Genomic DNA, 20,495 nt, shown 5'->3' with positions numbered 1-20,495 from the left:
GCACTGCTCCGTCAGACGGACGACCCCTGGGAGCGCGCCGCAGCCGTGGCCTCGCTGCTCGACCCGGTCCAGATCGCGGAAATCATCCGCGATCCGTACGAACGCGCCTACGTACGAAGGCTCATGCCTGACCCCTTTGGCCAGAGCGTGCCGGAGTCGCCGGCGGGACGGATCATCTACAAGATCATGACTGCGGACCATCCGGACGAGATCCGTTGGCTGCGGGCCAATCTCACGATTGGTCTCTCCCAGGCCCGAGGCCTGCGTCCGGCGCCGCGGCCCGCACCGAAACCTGGGCGCGATGCGGTGGCGGGTGTCGTCACTGGTCCATGGGCAGCGCACGCTGCCGAGCCGAGCCCGCACGACCCAGCGACGCACCGCGCGCCCCGACCCGCGCCGCATCCCGAGGCTCCGCCCACCACCGCCCTCCCCGAGGAAGGCGGAAGCGGGCGGGCGTCGGAGCCACGAGGCCTGCTCAAGTGGATGCGCCGCAGGGGAGCGTAGCCACAGCCGCGGGGGAGGGCGACCCCCGCAGGTGAAGGCAGCTCCCCCTCGTGCGGATCGCGCCGCTACGTGGTGGCGTCGAGGTCCTTGGCGTAGTGCTCGATCGCGGGGCGGTACGTGGCGATGTCCGGGTCCTGGCTCGTGGAGGCGAGCAGGGTCAGCAGGATCTCCATCGCGTCGTGTGCCCGGCCGGTGTTGTAGAGAGCCATGGCCAGGAAGGTCTTGAGGGCGGAGTCGTCCGGGAATTCGGCTGCCGCGTCCGCCAAGGTCGCGACGGCCTCCGCATACCGGCCCAGGACGCGGTAGGTGCTGCCCAGACCCAGGAGCGCACCCCGGCGGTCATCGGGAGAAAGGCCCGGCTCCTCGACCGCGCGCACGTAGTGCGGCACGGCCTCGGCCTCCAGACCGAGTGTGTCGTGCACCCACGCGGTCTGGTACGCCACCTCCGCGTCCAGGGGAAACTGCTCGCACAGGGCGAGCAGTCGTTCCCGGGCCTCCTCCCGGCGGCCGTCCTCGCGCAGCCCGATGGCTTCGGCGAGCAGGCGGTCGCGGTGCGCGGCCAGGTCCCCGTCCTTCGTCAAATCCCCATCCCTCTCTGCCTTGTCCGAGCCTTGACCGAATGATCGGAGGCATCAATGTCATTCTGCCGGAAGTGGATGCGTCGCCTAGGTCGTGTTTTAGAAGTCGGTAATCCGTCCGGCTGGCCGCCCTGGAATGTTGCGTGCGGCCAGCCAGACGATGAGGTCGAGGGCGATGCGGCTGATGTCCGTTTCCTTGTGCACCCTGTGCTCGTGATGGGCTGAGTCGCGGCGGACGATCTCGTATCCACCTTCGTCCAGGACGGCCACAGACGCGAACCAGGTTGGATCGTCCGTATCGGGCTCGACGACAATGAACATGTTGTCCGTGTCGTCGAGTGCACTGATCATTTCGAACAAGGCGTCCTCGGAGGCGCCCTCAATGTGGTCACCGTTCTCGCTGACCACGCCATAGCCTCTGGCCCCCATCGGAACGGTCCTCTCCCTGTGCCCGACATTCGATCAAGTCAGCATCGCATGGGGCGGACTACAGCCACTCGTTGATCGCTGCGACTTGGACGACCGCCAGGTAACGCACAGCCAGTTTGTCGAACCTGGTGGCCACAGCCCGGTTGCGCTTGAGGCGATTGATCCCGCACTCGACCGCATGACGAGCCTTGTAGTCTTCGCGGTCAAAGGCAGGAGGCCGTCCGCCTGTTGATCCCCGGCGCCTTCGATGTCCTGCCTGATCAGTCGGTTCCGGGATGGTGCACCGGATGCCCCGGCGTCGCAGATAGGCACGATTGGCTTGGGACGAGTAGGCCCGGTCACCCCGCACCCGCAGCGGACGGACGCGAGGACGACCCGCCCCGAGCCGGGGCACGCGAATGGCTTCCAGTACGGCGATGAACTGCGGATTGTCACCCGCGTTGTCCAGCCGTGATCAGCACCGATAACGGCCGTAGTCCCTGCTCGCAGGCGAGATGGATCTTCGTGGTCCACCCGCCACGTGAGCGTCCCAGGCCATGGTCGGCGGGCTCGGGACTGCTTCCGCCCGGCGGTTCCTTCTGGCTCTGCCCGTCGGTCGCGCCGGGCACCGGCAGCATGCTGATGAGCACGACAGATCGTGGAGTCGACGTTCACCTCCCAAGTGATCAGCCCGGCCGCGTCAGCCCGGGTCTGCAGACCTGTCAGCGCCGTGGCCTCATCGGATGACATGGCTTCAACCAGGATCCTGGCCCGATCAGTTGCCCAGTCGACTTGGTTGGTCGAGGTCACAAGGACGTGGCCGCGCCCACTCGTCGGAACCCAATGCTGCAGGAGTCGGCGGTCGACGACGTTGTCGATGATCATGAGCCAGGGGTGAGCCGAGGAACTGAGCAGGGACCGCACCCGGTCACGGAGCCGACTGCTGTCCGAATCATCGTCGTTGTTGCTTCGGCGGAGCAGCCAGTCATGAATCGTTTGAAAGGAGGCGCGCAGCGACGTGCTGCTCTCGCCGTTGACCCAGAAGATGTGGTCGTAGGAATCGGCCAGATCGTGGGCGTATGCGGCAGCGATACTCGTCTTGCCGATGCCGGAAGGACCGAGGGCCGGGCAGACGGTCACCACACGCTCTCGTGCGTTTCCGGTCAGCGCCGTATGAATGCGTTCCACGAGGTCCGGACGGGGGATGTCAGGAGGGGTAGGCGCCGCACCGACCATGATCCCCCAGTCGAACTCGCCGAGGTCATAGGCAAGATGCCGGTCGGGGGTCAGGAGCTCGTTGCGGAAATCCGCGAGTGAGAACACTCCGTCGAACTCTCCCGAAGCGCGGCGGTGGATCTCGAACGCCAGGTAGTTCGTCAGGCGGCCGGCGGACTGCCGATCCGCTGCGTGCTAGGGCTCGACCTCAACTTCCTTTATATTCCGTCCCGTCGAACGTATAGGGCCAAATACTCTGAGCCGCGATGCTGGCCTCTTTGCCGGCGGTGGGCACCTGCAGCACGGTCATCATCATGGTGGTCTGGGTGAACTTGTTCCATCGGATGCCTGTGGTGCCGTCCCAGCCGCTGGTCGTGAACTTGATCCAGCGCCCTGAGCCCATGTCGGCTGTGGCTGTGGCCACGCTGACGCATCCCACGAGCGCTCCGCGGTCCTTGGTCTGCCAGGCTGGGCCGACCGGTGTGCGCTGCCCCTCCACCTGGGTGCCCACGGACTCGGGATTGTTCAACTGCTGGCGAATCGGCTTCGTATCGCCGTGGGTTGCTCGGTACGTATCGATCTGCGACGACCACTTCAGGCTTTTGTCCGTGTTCTTGCGCGTGATGTAGTCGAGGAAAATTCCGCAGGCCTCACCTGGCTGCACTGCCAGGTCGGCATTCGGAGCGACGGTCCGCACTCTGCCAGCCTTGCCTACCGCCACCGGCGGGAGATCCTCCTTTTCCGGGGCATCTGCCGTGAAAGCAGTCCGCCAGGTGGTTTCGTCGGTGCCGCGGTGAGACAGGCTCCAGCGCATGCTCACCTTATTCTTGAACTCGCCGCCGATGGTGTGGCTGGAGACCTGCTCCGCCCCCAGAATCCAGTCGCCCGAGCCCTCAGCTCGATGTGCTGACACCCAGGCGTTTACCGCAGGATCGACGTCCGGACGATTCGTGGGGTCCTGGCTCGGGTCGCCGCGGCCATTCTTCTTGATGTTGGCGACCCGGGCGAGCGTCCGGTCCAGCCACGGGCCCTCATGAACCTTGCGCCAGTACCCGGGGCTGAGGCTGTCGCTGTCGCCCTTCTCGTCCAGGTCCTTCACGACCCGGCGTGCTTCTGCAGCCGTAACCGGTGGCTTCGCTTTCGCGGATGGGGTGCTGTTCGCATTCTTTCCGTTGCTTGAGCCGGCGTCGCACGCGACAGCCCCGAGCAGTAGGGTCGCTATGACCAGTGAAGAACGCTTCATCCCAAACCTCAGTCAGCCGTGGGCAGATGGTTCCTTGATCCTGTCGCAGTGGCCGCTGGAGTGTGGGCCGTTTCCGAAAGGCAACCTATGTCTTCGGCGGTGAACTTCAACGGCTGGCGAGGCCGCGAGTTCGCCAGGGAGTTGCTTCTTGGAACGGACTGCCCGCCGGCCGGGCAACCGGCGGGCACACACGCATCCGGGGCCTCTTACTGGCCGTCTTCGTCTGCCTGATCTTGCTCCTCCGGGGGTGCTGAGCGCCGGTATTGCGGGTGGTCGAGGTCGAGTTGCTTGGCGGCGTGGAGAGGCACGGGGTAGCGCGAGCGGTCGGACCAGGCGATGGTCTGGTGACACAGCCGTGCGGTGGTGCGTACCAGCATTCGGGGGTCGATTCCGTCTGCGACGCCGACGGGGTAGATCTCGGTGGACGTCATGGTCCACCAGGGGCTTTTGAGCTCGTTGGTCTCCCGTTCGTCTTCGTCGCCGCCCTTGCCGGGGTTGGCGTCCCAGCGGGTGATTTTGCTGCCCAGGGAGCCGCCCTTGGCCTGGTAGTTGCGCGGGACGTTGAATAGGACCCAGAAGGGGCTGCCGAAGTCGACGCGGGCGCGGTGGAGCTTGGTGGAGGTGAAGTCGATGTCTTCCTGCTCGTCGTCACCGCTGGTGTTGTTGACGACGGGGATGAGCTGGGGGACTTCTTCGGATTCGATGTTCATGCGGATGATGGCGGCGGGCTTGCGGCGCGGGGCGCCGCGGCCCTTGCCGTGTCCGGGCAGCCAGGTGCGGGGGTCGTCGATGTCGGTGGCTTGGTAGCTCTGGTTCTCGTTATGCAGGCCGGTCCACATACGTCGGCAAGCGTGCCCGTCCACGTTGACGACGTAGTCGGTGCCGGGCTCCATCTCGTCGGCAACGAGGCTGGCCAGTGCCTCTTCGACGTCGGCGGCTGCCTCTGCCCACCGTTCCTTTTCGGTCTTGCCCTTGCCGTCGACGTGCAGGGCGAAGTCGGTGGCGTGGAATTCAGCGATGGCTTGCCGGTAGGGCACCCATTGCCCGATCTGGGGCGTCCAGGCCCTCATGGTCCAGACCCCGTCGGGGTCCTCGGAGGGGGACAGGGCGGTGGCGACGATGACGCGCTTGGTGTTCTTGCCGTCGGCGGTCTTGGCCTGCCGCCGGACGTGGATGCCGACCTGGACGAGTCTGCGGGCATCGTCTGCGTTGCGGTCCTTGCCGACGGCCCTGGCAAGGCGCTGGTCGATGATGCCCAGGCAGCGGTAGAGGTCCAGGAGCGCCATGTAGGCGGAGTGGTCCTTGCCCGGCTTGGGCGGGCTGATCTCGGTGGCGGGGCGGCCGAACGTGCCGGGCTGCAGGCCCTTAGTGAACTGGCTGACGACGCCCTTCTTGGCGAGGAAGCGGCGCACCTGGAACTTCCCGTCGTAGCGTTCCTTGCGCAGAGCGAACTCGGCCGCCTTCTCCGCGGGTTGGCGTTTGAGCTCGGGAACGTCTGTCTCGCACCAGGCGCCGACCATCGTGGTGGGGCCTGGCGGGGTGAAGTCGTCGGCGAAGGTCTTCCACTCCACCTCGCGGTTGATGTCCGTGCCGTGGCTCAGGAAGCGCTCGGCCTTGCGGAAGACGACACTGACACCGTCGGTGAGCGGGATGGACTTACCCGGCTTGGGGTCGGCGGTGAGTCCGGTGGCCTCGGGGAAGGCCAGCGCCAGGGCATTGATCATCCGCAGGCGGGTGTTGTGCCGGTGCCACAGGCACACGATCCGCAGCTGTTCGAAGCCCTGAGCGTGCACGGAGGCGGTGATGTCGGCCGGCTGGGGGAAGCCGATGGTGTGGAGGAGTTCGCCGGCTTCCTTGCGGCGTGCGCGTTCTTGTGGGCTCATCTTCTGCTTGTCGGTGGGCCGTGTCTCGAAGGTCATCGGCTCGACGTCGTAGTGCACCCAGGCGGCGCTGGCTCCCAGGACCTTCTTCACGTGATCGGCCAGCAGCCGCAGATGGAGTGTGCCGGGTCCGGTGCCCACCGCGAAGTTGTCGTTCTTGGGCAGCAGCGGCCGGGTGATGCCGGGCTCGGGGGTGATGAAGGACGCGAATACGTCGTTGGCCGCAGCCTGTTCCACCACCTGCTGCTCGTGCGCTGCCCGCGCGGCCAGCTCGTCCAGCACGGCGAGGTTCATCTTGTCGCGGGCGAGGAGTTCCAAAGCCCGCTGGTTGACCTGCCGCACGGCGCCGCTACGCACGAGCTCGGTGTGCAGGACCGGCAGCCCAGCGCTGCCCTGGTAGATGTAGGAGGACTTGGCGAACCGCATGTTGCTGTGCACCCGGCTCACATGGGCGTTGAGCAGGATGACCGGATCGGCGATGTTGGGCTGGGTCTTCATCGCCACCGAGATCCGCGACATCGCGTACTGCGCCTGGCTGGCCGCATTGACGGCCATGCCGTCGTCGCGCACGTTGTACTTGCGGCCGAACGGACGGTCCCAGGCGATCAGACCGCCGCGGCTGTCCGGCACGTACGTGATCTCGCGCCGGTTCGGGTTGGCCTTCCAGCCGGTGGTGCGGTTCTTGAGGACCGGCTCACCGTGCTCGTCGAGCTTAGGGGTGCCGTCCCTCTCCTTGTCCGGGACCTTCGTGATGATGGGGAGCAGGTCATAGAGGGTGAACGGCTCTTCGGTGAGCTGCTTCGAGATCACCCACGGCACCGCCACGTACATCCAGTCGGGGCACTTGGGCTGCTTGCCCTCGCGCGGGGTGAGGAAGCGCGTCATATCGACGCTCTGCTGAGGTGTGGCCGCGATCGCCTCGGCGAGCGGCGGCGGCTCGAGCAGGACGGCCTGGTCGGTGGTCATCCCCGCGCCGTAGCCGATGACGCACGTGAAGACGTGGCGCAGGGTGTCGTCACTGATGGGCGCCAGCGACACCAGGTAGTTCAGGTACTTGTCGAGGTAGACGTAGCCGCCGGTCTTGAACTTCAGGTAGGTGACCGCGGTCGAGTACGGCAGGCTCTTGTGGTCGTCGCTGGTGAGGTTGTACCAGGCGTCCCGCTCGGCTTTGGCGAAGGTCCGCAGGTACACCGTGTGCCCTTGCAGCAGGGAACGGGTGCAGCGCAGGGTCAGGGTGTTGGGCAGGTCGGCAATGCTGTCACTCAAGGCGGGGGTCTCTTTCCGAGGCGAGGGCGGGGGCGGGGTCATGAGGCGAGGGCGAGGTCGACGCCGGCGTAGGACAGGAAGGCACCCACGGCTTCGCCGTACAGGTCGGCCATCTGGGTGCGCTCTTGGGGCGTCCAGCGCGAGGCCATGCGGTGGATGATGCTGGCGAGGTCGGAGCTCCAGGTTTCGTCCTGGAAGGAGTAGTCCACGAAGTGGAGCTCCATGTCCGTGCCGCCGCGGCGGGCTCGGCCGGCGAGCTGAATGAGGGAGACCAGCATCCCGGCGACCATCTGTTCTTGCAGGATGAGGTCCATCGTGGACAGCTGCGGGGAGGACCGCAGGATCGTGGCGAGCTGCTCCCGCGCGGCTGCCCGCGCACCCAGAACAGCCCCAGTGGGATCGGAACTGCCCAAGAGAGGCAGGGTGTTGAGGCCGGAGGCGTTCAGGCTGCCGTACATCCAGGTGGGATCGTCGATGATCAGCGGGGGCCGTACGCAGATGTAGATGGAGTGGATCGCCGAGCGCAGGTTGACGACGATGTTGAGACCACGGGAGACGTTCGCGAGCGGGGCGATCAGGATGTCGCCGAGGTCGGGGAACTCCTCGACCTCCTCGACGGTGATGCGGCGCACCAGGCGGGGATCGGGCAGGTAGCGGACATTGGCGAACCGGTCTTGTTCGCGGACCAGCACACAGACGCGGTGGTCGAGCCCCTTGGCCTTGATGAGTCCGGTGGCGAGATGTCCGCACTGTTCGTAGCTGTTGGCCGTGAGGATCACCCGGGCCCGGGTGCGCTCGTTCTTGGCGAGACGGGCCAGCCGCTTGGCGAGCTTGGTCTCGTACAGCTGCTGGCCGATCTCCCTCAGGGCGTCGGGCTTGTCCGCGGGGAACTGGCCGGCGATGGAGACCTTCTCGCCGGCCCGCTTGTGGCCGGGGCTGTAGCTGACGGAGGAGGAGTCCACCAGGATGGAGTCCGGTTGGGCGTCGGTCATCCACCAGGTGACGGGCGCGTGGACGTGTTCCTTGACGGCCTGCGGGAAGAACGCGGTCGCGGACAGCCCCAGGATGGGCCGCTCGACCCGGGCCGACATGAGGGAAACGAGCCCGCCGAGTTCGCTCACGTAGGTGTGGGGGTCGCCGGCCATGGTCTGGGCGGACAGCTTGGCGTCCTTTTCCGGGTTCTTCATGCCCGCCACCCGGTATCCGTTGATCGGACGGCCGATCGCTCCGTGGGGGAGCATGTCGGTGATGCCGCCGCCCCCCATGGAGTCGATGATCCGGTTGGCCGAGACCAGCCCGAGGTGGCGCAGCGACTGCGAGGAGTCCCTCAACTCCGCGAGAGAGCGGTCCAGCTCGCCCATCAGGGCCCGGATCAGCAGATGGTCGATCGCCTTGTTGCGGGCCTTGACGTCGCTCACGAAGCAGGACAGGGCGTCATGGAGCTTGAGCTTGATGACGTCACGCTGGTTGATCCCCCGCGGTGACACCAGGGAGGTGAGGATCGTGCGCACCTTCTCCCACCGCGGATCCAGCAGCTGCGGGGCGTCCTCGTCGGTGTCGTCTTCGGTGTCCGGCAGAGGCAGCAGCGCGTCGAGTTGGGCGAGGGCTTCACGCGGCAACGGCTCGCCGTTGCTGACCGGGTATTCGGGAAACAGGATGGAGATCAGCTCGCGGTCCTTGGTGCGGGGCAGCCGCCATCCCTCGTAGTCGTACTCGTGCCGCAGCCGGGAGAGGCGGGCGTCGTCGTGGTGGTTGAGCCGGAACGCCTTCGTGCACAGCCCGGTCAGCAGGGACTCGGCCATCAGCCGGACATGGCTGACCGGTTCGATCAGCCGGTCCTCCAGCCGCAGCGGCAGGTGCTTGGCGGCCACATCCAGGGTCTGTGGAGCGGCGGTCCAGGGGCGGCGCGAGTGGAGCTCGACCTCGTCGGCGCACCGGTTGACGGCCACGGACTGGAAGGCGTCGATCTCATCGATGATGACGAAGTCAGTGGCGCGCAGCACGAATTCCCGCACCTTCAGGGAGCGCACTGCACGGCCGTCGATCTGGATCCCCGCGCGCGTGGTGCCCTGGATGAAGTTGTGATGGTTGGTGACGATGACCGTCGCGTCGCCCGCGTCGTACAGGGGGGTGAACTTCCCGCAGGTGGGAAGGAACATGCAGGCGAAGGTGTCGTTGCCGTTGCGCAGGCTGAGGCAGTTTTCGCGGCCGGGCCGGTAGGTGCCGCTGGTCTCGAGCCAGTGGCGCTGGGCGCATCCGTAGGCGAGATGGTCGACGTCGCGCTCACCGCGCTTGCCCCACTCGCCCGGGGCGTCGGGGTCTTCCTTGATCAGCGACGCGTGCTTGAGCGCACGGTCGTGGCGGGAGGAGGGTGACATCATTGGCGCACACGTCACCGTCTCATCGATCTCCTTAGCCTCGCGGAGAACGTGGAAGTCGTGGCTGATGTCCCACACCGAGGCGAGGGTCGCCTTGACGTCGGGAACCAGCAGGCCCACCCGGTAGTTGTTGATCGCGGCCCAGGAGCCCAACAGCCGCACGAGCACGGACTTCCCGGTGCCGGTGGGGGCATGGAAGATCTGCGTCCGCCCGGACAGGAGCTCCATCACATCGACCGTGTCCGTATCCCGGGCTTTGACCTGGTCGAACAGATTGCTCAGCACCTGGTACAGCCATGGCCCCTTGGGTGTGTTCGCGTACTGCGTGTCCAGGAGTTTGGCGATGCGGTTGAGGTCACGGACTTTGACGGGGATGTCGGTGAGGCCCGGCCGGGTGGTGAGGGCGGGCAGAGCGTCATGGCCGAGTGGTTCGGTGAAGGACGGGAAGCGGGGGAGGAGCAGGCGGCCGTGGGTGATCTCGCCGGCCTCGCTGTGCTCGGTGGTCTCATAGGTGACTCCGGGCCGGGCGAATTCCTGCGGCTTGCGGCGGCTGCTGGGCCGCCGGTACGGCGCCAGAAGGTCTCGGGCATAGCCCAGGTAGTCGCCGCCGAGCTGCGGATAGGCGGCCTCGGCGGTGAAGGGGTCTCCGGCGAGGGTGAATACCTGCAGCGTCGTCTCGTCGTCCTTCTCGTCGCCGGTATAGAGGGCGCCGAGGGCGATGCGGGCGGCCGCCGCGAAGCGGGCCGGGTCGGCCAGATCAGGGTTGCTGATCTTCATCACCTCGGCCACCAAAAGCCGTTCATCTGCAGGCAGTTCGCTCCAACGCTCCCACGCCTGGGGCTTGCAGCAGGCGAAGAACGCGGCGTGATGGAACGAGGCCAGCGCATTGCCCTGCTCGTCGTGGAGCGGGAAGTAGTGCGCGGCCAGGGCCATTGCGGCCCGGACGAAGGCTTCCCGGACGGTGAAATCGCTCATACCCACGCCACCCCCGGCGTGTGGCAGACCGTCTCGGCGAAATCAGTCATCGTGGCCGCCTTCATTCCGTACTTGGCGCAGGTCACGGTGAGCAGTGGCAGCTGATCGGCCCGGTGGTCGGGGACCACCAGCCACTGCGCCCCGCCCTTGTCGCCCTCGTTGCGGTGCAGGCTCTCGGCCAGCACCCGGGCGTGCGTGTAGTCCTTCACGTCGACGGTGAAGACGCGAACCGTACCGTCGGGTGCGGTGACCTCGATGCGATGGTCATAGGCATCGCTCATGGGCCACAGCGCGACCCTCGCCTTGCCGGCCGCCACCAGCGCTGCCAGCTTGTCCAACAGCACCTGGTGCAGGCGCAGTTCGTGCAGGCCTGGCACGCAGGTATAGCGCCACACTCCCCGTTTCAGGGCCAGGCAGCCCTCAACGGGCCTGGCCACGGGGGCCGTCGAGCTGGGTGCCAGGAACAGGGCGGCCTCGCGCGGGGACGGCTCGAACGTGACGTCAGGGTGCAGGACGGGTACGGCGCCGGCGGCTGGCCAGAACACGAAGCTGGCCCCGGTGTCCGCGTGGCGGCCATACAGGCAGGCGGCGCGGAAGTACTCCTTGCCCTGGCTCGTGTGTTTGCTGACCTTCATGGGCCACTGGCACACGGTGCACGGGAACCACCAGGTGCGGTAGATCGCGTGGTAGGGGATCGGCTCGTAGAAGCGCAGCGCGTTCAGCGGCAGCCCGCGCCGGCCGAGCTCCGCGCGCTCCCCGGCGGGACACTCCACGAGTGTCGTACGGTCCGACACGTACTGCTGGTCGCCGCGGCCCTTGAGCAGCTCGTACATCTGGTCCTGGTCGATCTCGTCCTGGAGCTGCTCGTCGGTGAACCGCGTCCGGCCGTTGCGCTGGAATCGTTTGAGGATCCGCTGCAGCTGGGAGGTCTCCCACTGCAGGTCGAAGGCGCTGCCGGTGACGCAGCCCTCCTTGTCCAGGACGGTGAAGTCCAGGTCGTCGAATGCGGACCGGTCGAGCCATTCAGGGAGCAGGCCGTCGATGGTTCCGCGGAGCTTTCGCCGGAAGTCAGGAAACGACAGATGCACGCCGGGGCCGTACGCGGCGAGCATGTCCCCGTGGTACTTCATCAGCTTCTCGGCCCGCTCTTTCGGGTCGAGAGCCGGCGAGGTGAGTGCTTCGCAGGCCTTGATGAACGTGAAGTTGATCAAGCGGAAGGCTTCAAAGTGCGAGTACGTCGGGCCGTCAGCGGCTGCGGTGGTCGTCACGGTGGAGAACCGTAGAGGGCGCCACTGACAATCGGCCCTGAAGTCCCCTCGGATCGAACAGAATTATGAATTCGGGGCAGGGGTAATCTCGGGATACAACCGCGCATACGCGGACCGGTATTCGCTGGCATGCCTGCGGCCGAGCGCGGTGGCGTGCCACCGATATTCCGCGACGTGCGTGTCACCGTCCGTCATGCGCGGTCGCAGCTCGATGAAGCCTCGGCTGGGTGGCGCACCCCGCTTGGGTCGATAGCCAACAGCCAGGTAGAACAGCGACTTCCCGGTCAGCTCGCTTTCATGGAGACCCTCGCTGCCGGTGGCGAGCACACGCGCCAAGACGCCCCACAGCCATTCGGACAGCAGGTGCGCTGGCGCCGATGGTGCGACTGGCTCGCCCAGTCCCGCCCGAGCGCAGCTCCGCCCCCGGCGTGTGATCTCCACCAAGGTGCGTTCGGCCTGACCGGCGCCCTCCACCTCCACCGTGTCCCGGCTCACTACAACGAGTCCCATGCGGTGCAGAGAACCGAGGGTGGCGCCTGCTCCCTGATCGTGCACCTCCAGCGCGCGCAGCCGTTGCTGCAGACGCGTATGGCCGACCAATTCGGCCGGCGCATGCACGGAGAAGGGCAATTTCCGCCACTGCCGGGTTGGGGGAACCTCAGCATGATTCTGCCGTCGCATCCACATCTCGGTTTCCGTCATCCGGTCGTCCCGCATGATCTCGCCCAGGTAGACACGTTGCCGCTCGTTGAGCTTTTTCCAGGTCGCAAGTGCCGAGGCCGGTGGGCCTTTGCGCTGTTCCGCGGGAAGCATCGGGGGAACGTCACCGGGGCGCGTCCGCATCCAGGCATCCAGGACCACGCGGACCGGCAGCTTGTAGGCCGTGGCCAGCTCCTTGACGAGTCGTCCGGTGAAGTCAGGCTTGCGCCAGTTCCAGCCGGACACCCGCTTGTCGCGCTCGAGGCACCGCAGCTTGTGCGCATCAACGAAGAGAACCTGACCTGCAGGTGTGGCGCGTAGGAGAGACGCCAGCTGCTCTGCGGTGAACCCGGAGGCGAAACGAAGGTCTGCCAGCCGCTCGGCCCCGCTGGGTGTTCCGGTCAGGTCGGTCGTCGAGCAACCCAAGACATCGCACAGACGCCGCACGTTCCGGGCCTCTGGCGCAGACGTGCCGTCCTCCCAATACATGACCATGCGAGGCGTCACACCGACACCGTCGGCCAACTCCTGCACGGACATCCCAGCGCGGCGGCGCAGGGATTGGATCCTCGCGCACTGCACAGTCAGCAAGCGCCTCGGCATGCACTCAGGAAATCGCAATGAAGACTTCGTAGCAACTTGTTCGACGACTCTGTCGAACGCGCGACCGGGCTGATTTGGCGTGCCGAACTTGCGCCGGAGAACCGTCTTGTCCACTGCGAGTCCGACATCATCGACAATCGTGAATGCCTGCCGGGCCGCGACGCACCCGCGGGGTCTGCGTGGCGCGGGAGGTCCGTAGGGTACGGGGGAGTCGGCAGTACGGGGTTGGGGGCGTTGTGGTGGATGAGCAGCAGCGGCGGGCCGGAATCGTGGGGTACTGGCGTGCGGTGGAGCTGTTCAGTCCGCAGAAGATCCCGGCGGTGTCGGCACGGGAACGCGTGTACGCGGTGTCCCAGGACGATCCGCTGCCGTGGCAGGACGGCCACCCGCTGCGATCGGTAGCCCTGGAGCCGGGGTTTGTGTGGCAGCACGTGGTCTACGGCGGGGCCTATGCACTGCGCGCGGTCCGCGACACGCTGCTGGCAGTCTTCGGCGAGAGCGAAGAGGACCACGACGGGCGGATGGACGGCGAGAGTGCCTTGTTCGCCCTCACGGTCAACGACGAGGGCCGGCCCCTGCTCGACTCCCCGGTGCTGTCCACGTGCGCCTGGGCCACCGGCCGAGCCCTGACCCCGGGGCCCGGCCACAAGGGCTGGCTGGAGGGATTCGACGGGGACGAGGCGATCTGGCTGGCCCGCGCGGCAGAACTCGGCGACGCCCTGGGGACCGACGTGTCCGAGGAGCGCGAGGACGGTCTGCTCGACGAGGACGACGACAACCCCGAAGACGACGAGGACAAGATCGGGCTCCGGGCTCTCGGCGCCAAGGACTTGCTGGAGTTCGTGGCGGAGGTGAGTGCCGCGTGGGGTGTCCAGGAGGCGCTGCGGCCCGGTGAAGTGCGGGTCCGCAGTGTCGCGGTGCGTCAGAAGCAGGCCGACGGAGCCGATCAGCAGGACTTCCTGAACAGCTTCATCGCAGCCGACCTGGGACGCGTTGCCGACGCACTGCGCACAACGGAGCCGGGAGCGGGTCTGGCCGCGTACCTGACCCCGGATGCGTACGTGAACATCGCATGGCGCACAGACCTGCGTCGGCATCCCCAAGCAGCTCTCGATCAAGTTGCGCCCGAGAAAGTTCCATTGGGGCGCTGGCCGGCGAATGCGCAACACCCGCTCGCGTTGAGTCAGCAATTCGCGGTGAACACGATCTGGAGCGACCTGAGCGATGCGAGCGGCCTGTTCGCGGTCAACGGCCCGCCCGGCACGGGCAAGACCACCATGCTGCGCGACTGCTTCGCCGCGGTCATCGTCGAGCGTGCCCGGCGTCTAGCTGCGCTGCGGATGCCCTCGCAGGCCTTCACCGACGGCAAGCCGTACACCTGGAAGAGCGGCGATTTCACCCGCACGGTTACCGCGTTGCGCCCGGAGTTCACCGGCTCCGAGATGGTGGTCGCCTCGGCCAACAACGGGGCGGTGGAGAACATCTCCACCGAGATCCCCGCCCGCGACGCCCTGGGCGAACACTGGCGTGAAGAGGCCGACTACTTCAGCGAGCAGGCCACCCGCCTGCTCAAGGGCGCTCCGGCCTGGGGCGCCGTTGCGGCCCGCCTGGGCAACAAGAAGAACCGCATGGAGTTCGTCAACCGACTCTGGCACGGCAAGTACAAGGCGAGCGACGAGAACGCACCGCCCCCACCGTCAGGGCGCCGCCCGCCGCGCCGGCGCGATGCGTGGATCGACAGCGATACAGGTGTCTCCCAGCTCCTGCGCGAGTGGACACGCCAGCAGCACACCGGCGTCTGGCGCGACGCCAAGGAACGCTTCCACACCGCTCTGACCGACGTGGAGCGGCTGCGCGAGGAGCGAGCGACATCAGCGGCCGCCCTCGTCGGCCTTCCCGCAGCCCAGGCCCACCTCCGGGAAACGGGCCAGGCCCTCGCACACGCTGAAGAACAGGTGCGGCAGGCGCAGCGCGGGCTCCCCCGTGCTGAACAGGTCCTAGTGCGGGCCGAAGCGGACCTGGCCGAAGCACAGCAGCTACAGGAAGCGCATGCTCAACGACGCCCCGGGTTCATCGTCAGCCTGAGCACCCTGGGTCGTGCCGGACGCGACTGGCACGCCCGCGACCAACAACTCCTCGCCGACGCCGATGCGGCCCGCGACACCCGCAACCTCGCGCGCGCCGCGCTGAGCACCGCACAACACCTGCTCGCCCAGGCAGAACACCTGCGCCTCACCTGCGCCCAGGCCCAGACGGCGGCTGCTCAGCGCCTGGCCGCGCTCCAGGACCTTGTGGCCGCAGCGGAATCCCGGTGGGAAGGGCACGTCCCCCAGGACACCTGGCTGGTCGACGACACACAGCGTGAACTCGCCGCGCCCTGGGGCGATGAGGCGATCGCCCACGCCCGTAGCGAACTGTTCATGGCCGCTCTGGCCCTGCATGAGGCGTTTCTACGCTGTACGGCGCGCACCATGTACGCCAACCTCATGGGCGCCATGGATGCCGTCACCGGCAACATCCCCAAGACCGTTCCGGTGAAGGCCCTGCAGGCCGCCTGGCAGAGCCTGTTCCTACTCGTGCCGGTCGTCTCCACCACCTTCGCCTCCCTGGACCGTGTCTTCGGCTGGCTCGGGCAAGAGACGCTCGGCTGGCTGTTCATCGACGAGGCCGGACAGGCCAGCGCGCAGCAGGTAGTGGGCGGGATGTGGCGCGCGGCCCGCACCGTCGTCGTCGGAGACCCGCTGCAGCTCGAACCCGTCATCGTGCTGCCCTGGACCGCCCAACGCGCCCTCGGAGCCGAGTTCGGCGTCAACGAACAATGGGCGCCCAGCCGCACCTCCACCCAGCAGCTTGCCGACCGCACCAACCGCTACGGCACCCTACTCCCGGCCGAGCTTCCCGACGGCAGTCAGGAAGTCTGGGTCGGTTCCCCGCTGCGGGTCCACCGCCGCTGCGACGACCCCATGTTCACCGTCAGCAACGCCATCGCCTACGACCACCTCATGGTCTACGGCACCCTCGGCCGCGACGACTACCGCTACCGGCCCCGCAGCTGCTGGGTGAACGTGAGTGCCACCGAGGCCGACGGGCACTGGATCCCCGAAGAAGGACGCGCCCTGCGCCGGGTACTGGAAAAGCTCCGCGACGAAGGCGGCGTCGACCTCGCCCAGGACGTCTACGTCATCAGCCCCTTCCGGAATGTTGTCCGCGGCGCAGAGAAGGCCTGCCGCAGCCTGCTGCCTAACAACCGGGTCGGCACCATCCACACCACCCAGGGCAAAGAGGCCGACGTCGTCATCCTCGTCCTCGGCAGCGACCCCCGCCGTCCGGGAGCCCGCAGATGGGCCGCCTCCCGCCCCAACCTCCTCAACGTCGCTGTCAGCCGCGCCAAACGCCGCCTCTTCGTGATCGGCAACCGCGACACCTGGCGTGACCAGCGCTACTTCTCCACCCTGGCCGAAACCCTCCCCGCCCATGATTGGACCCCATCTAGCGGGCCTGACTCATAGGTCTCGCGGTGACCTTGGACGGTGGTCTCACGCGTGCGCCTGCGAGGACAACGAGCTGGACCCGCGCACGCCCACTCCACGCAGACTGATTGAAGGCACAGATTCACGCCCGCAATTCACGCGGGATGCAGGACCGGTGAGCATCCGTCACTCGAGATGATGAGCACACCAGCTCTGTATGGCTGCTTGCCGGATTGGGTCTATAGTCAGCCGTATGGCCCAGAAGGTAATTACGACATACGTGGATGATCTCACCGGCGAGGAATCGACCGAGATTTCCACACACAGCATTCTCGTGGACGGAGCTGGGGTTGAGATTGACCTCACCGATGAGAGTTACGAGAAGCTCCTCGCCCTCCTCAACCCGTATCTTCACGCGGACGGCGCCCGCAGGATCCGAGGCGCGACGAAGGCGAAGGGCAAGCCCGGACCGAGCGCCGCGAGCAAGGACGACTCGTCGGCAATCAGGGCCTGGGCCAAGGAGAATGGCCACGTGATCAGCGACCGTGGCCGGGTCCCGGCAGCCGTCCGTGAGGCATACGCGAAGGCCAAGTAGGAGAACGGTTCACGCCCCCTCACTCTCGAGTGAGGGGGCCTTGTACTGCCCGGCCGAACAAAGCCGGAAGAGGTACCAGCTGGCGTCGGCGAGTGGGGGCGTTGAGTCAATGTGCCCGCCCCCGGCGGCGGGCCTTGCGCTGTGCGAGTTGGGGAAGCCAGAACTCGGCCGGCTGAGGATCCGTGGCCGCCGTTGCCCATCCGTCCTCCTCTTGAGGATTCCGGGGAGCCCAAGAGCGAGGTTCTTCCAGGGAGCGAACCTCCCTGACCAGTGCCGTCATCGTGTCGGGGAGAGTGCGGTCAACGTCATTCAGTAAGAGCGGGATGCCCAGTGGGCCCTGTCTCGGAGTCGACGTCCGATAGGTGACCTGGCAGAAGGAATTCACTTCGAACAGGGCACCCCGAGCGTCTGCTGGTCCCTCCTCGTCCGAGAGCCACACAAGCCGGTCTCCGGCAACCAGACGTTCCCTGCCGTGGATCATGCCGTTCCGTGCGGTGCTGTCTCTATTGAGGAACGGCACCGGGTCTTCGAGGGCGCCGGGATCACTGTCGCTGATCCCGGCCACGTGCCCCGGGTGGCGCGTGGAAACAATCTCCAGTACATCGCCGTCCGCGTGGGCCTGCCAGGTATCGAGCATCTCAGCCGACGAACTGAGCAGACTCGGATATGCCGTGAGCGCAAACACCTGCCCGGCCCTCAGCGGCAGGACGACGCGATCATTGTCGCGCAGTCGATGAATGGCAGGGACCGGCGCCCAACTGCTGAGGCCGGTTACTTCCTCCTGGCATCGCCGTATCGCCTCAACGGCTGTCTCCAGGGAGACTTGGAAGAACTCCCGATCTCCAGCGACCCGTTGGGCGGCGAGGAGGCGGTGGACAGCCTGTTCCACGTCTTTGGGCCGGGAAGTGAGTGCCCTGTGGAGAACGTCGAAGGGAAAGGGGACTGATGTATTTGACAGCTCCTTCGCCCGGTCTTCCGAGAGCTGGTCTGTGTAGCCGATCTTGAGCATGTGCGGGAAGGCCGGGTTCCGCTGGATATACACGAACCCCGTCGTCAAAGGAGGAGGCAGAGGCGTCCGGGGCGGTGTCTCACCTGTACCGCTGGGTTTCCGACGTCTCCTTATGCCTGTGGAGAAGGCGGCCAATGCGACTGGTGGATCAGCCGAGAGGGGCGTGAACCCACCTTCGAGGTCGCGTTGGGACCAGGCAACGATGTCGCGTCCCGAGCACAGGTGCTCGACGTTAGAACGAGGCAGTCGCTGCAGCGCCGCTGCCAGTACCTCGATCTCCTCGTCCACGCCGTAGTCGCGGTCACGGGCACCCGGCAGTGTCCGTTTCAGTCCGTCGATGGCAACGTCCCCCATCAGGTTCGCGAGTTCCCGGCCAAGGGGGACGTACAGCGTGCCCAGGGGCGTGGACTCGATTTCGTCGTACTCGTTGACGGCATGCGCGTAGAGGTTGATGGGGACGCCGGCCCGCTGTGCCAGGAGAAGCAACTCGCAGGCGTGGGCCGGGTTGTCCATGTCGAAGTCGAACCGGGCGCACATTCCCAGGGACTCCGTCCTGGGCTTGCGGCAGACCAGCAGAAGACGGCTCGGATGCTCGGGATCCCGCTCGAAGCCGAGGGGTAGCACCCCCTCGCTGACTGCGGCCCGGGCAGCCTCGGTCTCCTGCGGGGTGCGCACGATGATGCTCCACCAAGGCAGCGGCCCGCAGGTGCCGTGCGCCGTTTGCGCATCGAAGAGGAAGTAACCTCTGCGTCCGGGCCCCCTGACATCCAGTGAGTGGCCCAGAAAGGTTCGGATGCAGGCGTCCCGGAAGCGCTCCTGCTGAGTGCCGCTTCGCAGCAATTCGCGCTCGGTGCCGCTGAGGCACTCGATCGCCTTCGTTAGCGTGTCGAGGTACTCGTTGACCACAGCCAAGGCAGAGGTCATGACCGGTCGCAGGGCGCGATCCAGCTGGGGGTGGCGAGTTGCCTCAACAAGCCAGTCTCTGGCGGCCAGGTAGCCAGCCGACTCCGTACCGATTGTCCAGAGGTGGCCTGCCGCGAGGGTGGCAGGGAACTGCTCTGACCATTGACTCTGAGCTTCGTGGCCTCTCTTCTTGTGGGCCACAGCGACAGCAGTGCGAACCCGCATATCCGGCTCGGCTTCCAGTCTGGTCCAGATCGTGCCGGAACAGGTCTCTAGAGGCATGAGTGAGCTCGGCATCAAGGCAGAGGCGCGATCAGGGGCCTCAACACCCCAATACCGTCGCAGCTCGTTGGCCACCTGAGCGGGGGACGTCGTGCGACAGCGCCGGCGGGCCCACTGGCCAAGGAGAAGGTCATACGTGCCTTCTGGATCCTCGGCGCGCAGGCCGAGGCCGAACAGCAGCACGGAGCCCGTGAGCCCGTCGTACTCCATGTCCCAGCGGACTCTCTTGACCAAGCTGGCGAGCTGATCTGCGTCCGGCCTGGGGTCACTGAAGGCCGGGTGCTGGGCGAGAAGTTCAACGACCTGCGTTGTTGATAACCCCTGCGAGTCTAGGATCGCGATCCGCAGGATGAGAAGTGCGCGCAGCAGGTTCAGATCGCTCGGTTCGGCGGCGAGCCGTGCCGAGTCCAGAGCAGGTTGGTCGTCGGCGGTGGCTGCCAGACCCGTGCAGATCTTCTCTATCCACTGATCTCGTTGGACAGTTAGGGCGTCACTGGAAGGCACAGCCTCATCCCCCTGTGTATCTGTGGCCGGTGTGCTGCCGTGGCGCCCCTGAGGACCACCGCGAAGGCTCACTCGCATTCCTGGGTATCAGCGGAGTCTATGACTGACCACTGACAGAACCGCCCGTCACGTCCCCGACGCCTGTGCCCGCTGCCGACAGGTGCGCGCTGCCGGTCTGGCCGGCGTGCCGGTGGCGGCACTGGCCGGGCAGGTCCGCGCGGGCGCGTTGTGACCTCCTGGCTGGTGATCGGAGTGGCGGGCGCGCTGCTGGGGCCGCGGGGCCTGGTCGCCGACCTACACGTGGCCCACGGCGGACAGGCCGGGCGCGCTCACGGGGCAGGGTGTGAGGCTAGGGCGTGGCTGCCACGCATACATGGGGCGGCGCAGCATGAGCGTCGCCGGTGATGCCGTTGCACTCCGGCTGCCCGCTGTCGAGTACGCGCAGCAGGGATGCAGTCACCACGCGGCTGGATCGGCCAATGCGGAGAACCCGGCAGGGGAACCCTCCCCGACGGATCAAGTCGTAGCCTTTCGCCCGAGGGAATCCGACAGCCACGATCAAGGGCCGTTGACACAGGGGCCCCAGTTCGTGAGCGGGAAGGCCCTGTACCTCTCGGGCCTCTGGCACGACGAAGAGCTGCGCCCGCCGTGTTGTCGGCTCACGGGCGGGCACAGCGGTCGAAGCGGAGGACATCAAGGAAAACTGAGGTTCTTG

General features: G+C 66.7%; 11 protein-coding genes and 2 pseudogenes. 3 read left to right on the top strand and 10 right to left on the bottom strand.

Translation table 11 applies throughout. The features are described 5' to 3' along the window. Nucleotides 1-504: DUF6397 family protein (locus ACZ5U5_RS38815; RefSeq protein ID WP_469031246.1), on the top strand; the 504-nt coding region annotated here is incomplete at its 5' end. A gap of 65 nt (nucleotides 505-569) precedes the next feature. Here ACZ5U5_RS38815 and ACZ5U5_RS38810 read toward each other — a convergent pair. The 9 genes and pseudogenes from ACZ5U5_RS38810 to ACZ5U5_RS38770 all read right to left on the bottom strand — a co-directional run bounded on the left by ACZ5U5_RS38810 (nucleotide 570) and on the right by ACZ5U5_RS38770 (nucleotide 13,017). After that, the gene (locus ACZ5U5_RS38810) at nucleotides 570-1,085 is read right to left on the bottom strand and encodes a tetratricopeptide repeat protein (protein ID WP_469031245.1); all 516 of its coding nucleotides are present in this window, start codon (nucleotides 1,083-1,085) and stop codon (nucleotides 570-572) included. A gap of 96 nt (nucleotides 1,086-1,181) precedes the next feature. Further along, nucleotides 1,182-1,511, bottom strand: coding sequence for a hypothetical protein (locus ACZ5U5_RS38805; RefSeq protein ID WP_469031243.1), 330 nt, complete (start codon nucleotides 1,509-1,511; stop codon nucleotides 1,182-1,184). A 58-nt stretch (nucleotides 1,512-1,569) separates the two neighbouring features. Beyond that, nucleotides 1,570-2,216: pseudogene (locus tag ACZ5U5_RS38800) on the bottom strand (IS5 family transposase); the annotation flags it as partial. 75 nt (nucleotides 2,217-2,291) lie between these two features. Continuing rightward, a pseudogene (locus tag ACZ5U5_RS38795) lies at nucleotides 2,292-2,726 on the bottom strand (NB-ARC domain-containing protein); the annotation flags it as partial. Between the two features lie 187 nt (nucleotides 2,727-2,913). Beyond that, nucleotides 2,914-3,804, bottom strand: coding sequence for a DUF8094 domain-containing protein (locus ACZ5U5_RS38790; RefSeq protein WP_469031242.1), 891 nt, complete (start codon nucleotides 3,802-3,804; stop codon nucleotides 2,914-2,916). A 350-nt stretch (nucleotides 3,805-4,154) separates the two neighbouring features. After that, nucleotides 4,155-7,094 (bottom strand): RNaseH domain-containing protein, encoded by a 2,940-nt coding sequence (locus tag ACZ5U5_RS38785; RefSeq protein ID WP_469031241.1) that lies wholly within the window; start codon nucleotides 7,092-7,094, stop codon nucleotides 4,155-4,157. Nucleotides 7,095-7,132: 38 nt separating this feature from the next. Further along, a complete protein-coding gene (locus tag ACZ5U5_RS38780) occupies nucleotides 7,133-10,447 on the bottom strand; it encodes a hypothetical protein (protein WP_469031240.1) in 3,315 nt (1,104 codons plus the stop codon). After that, nucleotides 10,444-11,715 (bottom strand): restriction endonuclease-related protein, encoded by a 1,272-nt coding sequence (locus ACZ5U5_RS38775; RefSeq protein WP_469031239.1) that lies wholly within the window; start codon nucleotides 11,713-11,715, stop codon nucleotides 10,444-10,446. Before ACZ5U5_RS38775 ends, ACZ5U5_RS38780 begins: the two co-directional genes overlap by 4 nt. Before the next feature lie 63 nt (nucleotides 11,716-11,778). Further along, nucleotides 11,779-13,017 carry a helix-turn-helix transcriptional regulator gene (locus tag ACZ5U5_RS38770; protein WP_469031252.1) on the bottom strand — a complete coding sequence of 413 codons (1,239 nt, stop codon included), beginning with the start codon at nucleotides 13,015-13,017 and terminating at the stop codon, nucleotides 11,779-11,781. Nucleotides 13,018-13,256: 239 nt separating this feature from the next. Between ACZ5U5_RS38770 and ACZ5U5_RS38765 the strand changes: the two genes are divergently transcribed. Both ACZ5U5_RS38765 and ACZ5U5_RS38760 read left to right on the top strand, forming a co-directional pair. Continuing rightward, a complete protein-coding gene (locus ACZ5U5_RS38765; RefSeq protein ID WP_469031238.1) occupies nucleotides 13,257-16,526 on the top strand; it encodes a DEAD/DEAH box helicase in 3,270 nt (1,089 codons plus the stop codon). 214 nt (nucleotides 16,527-16,740) lie between these two features. Next, nucleotides 16,741-17,082 (top strand): histone-like nucleoid-structuring protein Lsr2, encoded by a 342-nt coding sequence (locus tag ACZ5U5_RS38760; RefSeq protein WP_469031236.1) that lies wholly within the window; start codon nucleotides 16,741-16,743, stop codon nucleotides 17,080-17,082. A gap of 106 nt (nucleotides 17,083-17,188) precedes the next feature. Here the strand turns inward: ACZ5U5_RS38760 and ACZ5U5_RS38755 are convergent, their stop codons facing one another. Continuing rightward, nucleotides 17,189-19,780: a GIY-YIG nuclease family protein gene (locus ACZ5U5_RS38755; RefSeq protein ID WP_469031235.1), complete on the bottom strand. Its 2,592-nt coding sequence runs from the start codon at nucleotides 19,778-19,780 to the stop codon at nucleotides 17,189-17,191. Between the last annotated feature and the right edge of the window lie 715 nt (nucleotides 19,781-20,495).

This window comes from Streptomyces sp. NPDC033177, from assembly GCF_055577715.1.
Note: the sequence above shows the minus strand (reverse complement) of the source record. Positions and strands in the feature narration are given on the sequence as shown.

What these genes read in the sequence shown, in the direction of transcription:
- ACZ5U5_RS38780 (WP_469031240.1), bottom strand. Translation starts at nt 10,447, where the DNA reads ATGAGCGATTTCACCGTCCGGGAAGCCTTCGTCCGGGCCGCAATGGCC.
- ACZ5U5_RS38770 (WP_469031252.1), bottom strand. Translation starts at nt 13,017, where the DNA reads ATGCCGAGGCGCTTGCTGACTGTGCAGTGCGCGAGGATCCAATCCCTG.
- ACZ5U5_RS38805 (WP_469031243.1), bottom strand. Translation starts at nt 1,511, where the DNA reads ATGGGGGCCAGAGGCTATGGCGTGGTCAGCGAGAACGGTGACCACATT.
- ACZ5U5_RS38760 (WP_469031236.1), top strand. Translation starts at nt 16,741, where the DNA reads ATGGCCCAGAAGGTAATTACGACATACGTGGATGATCTCACCGGCGAG.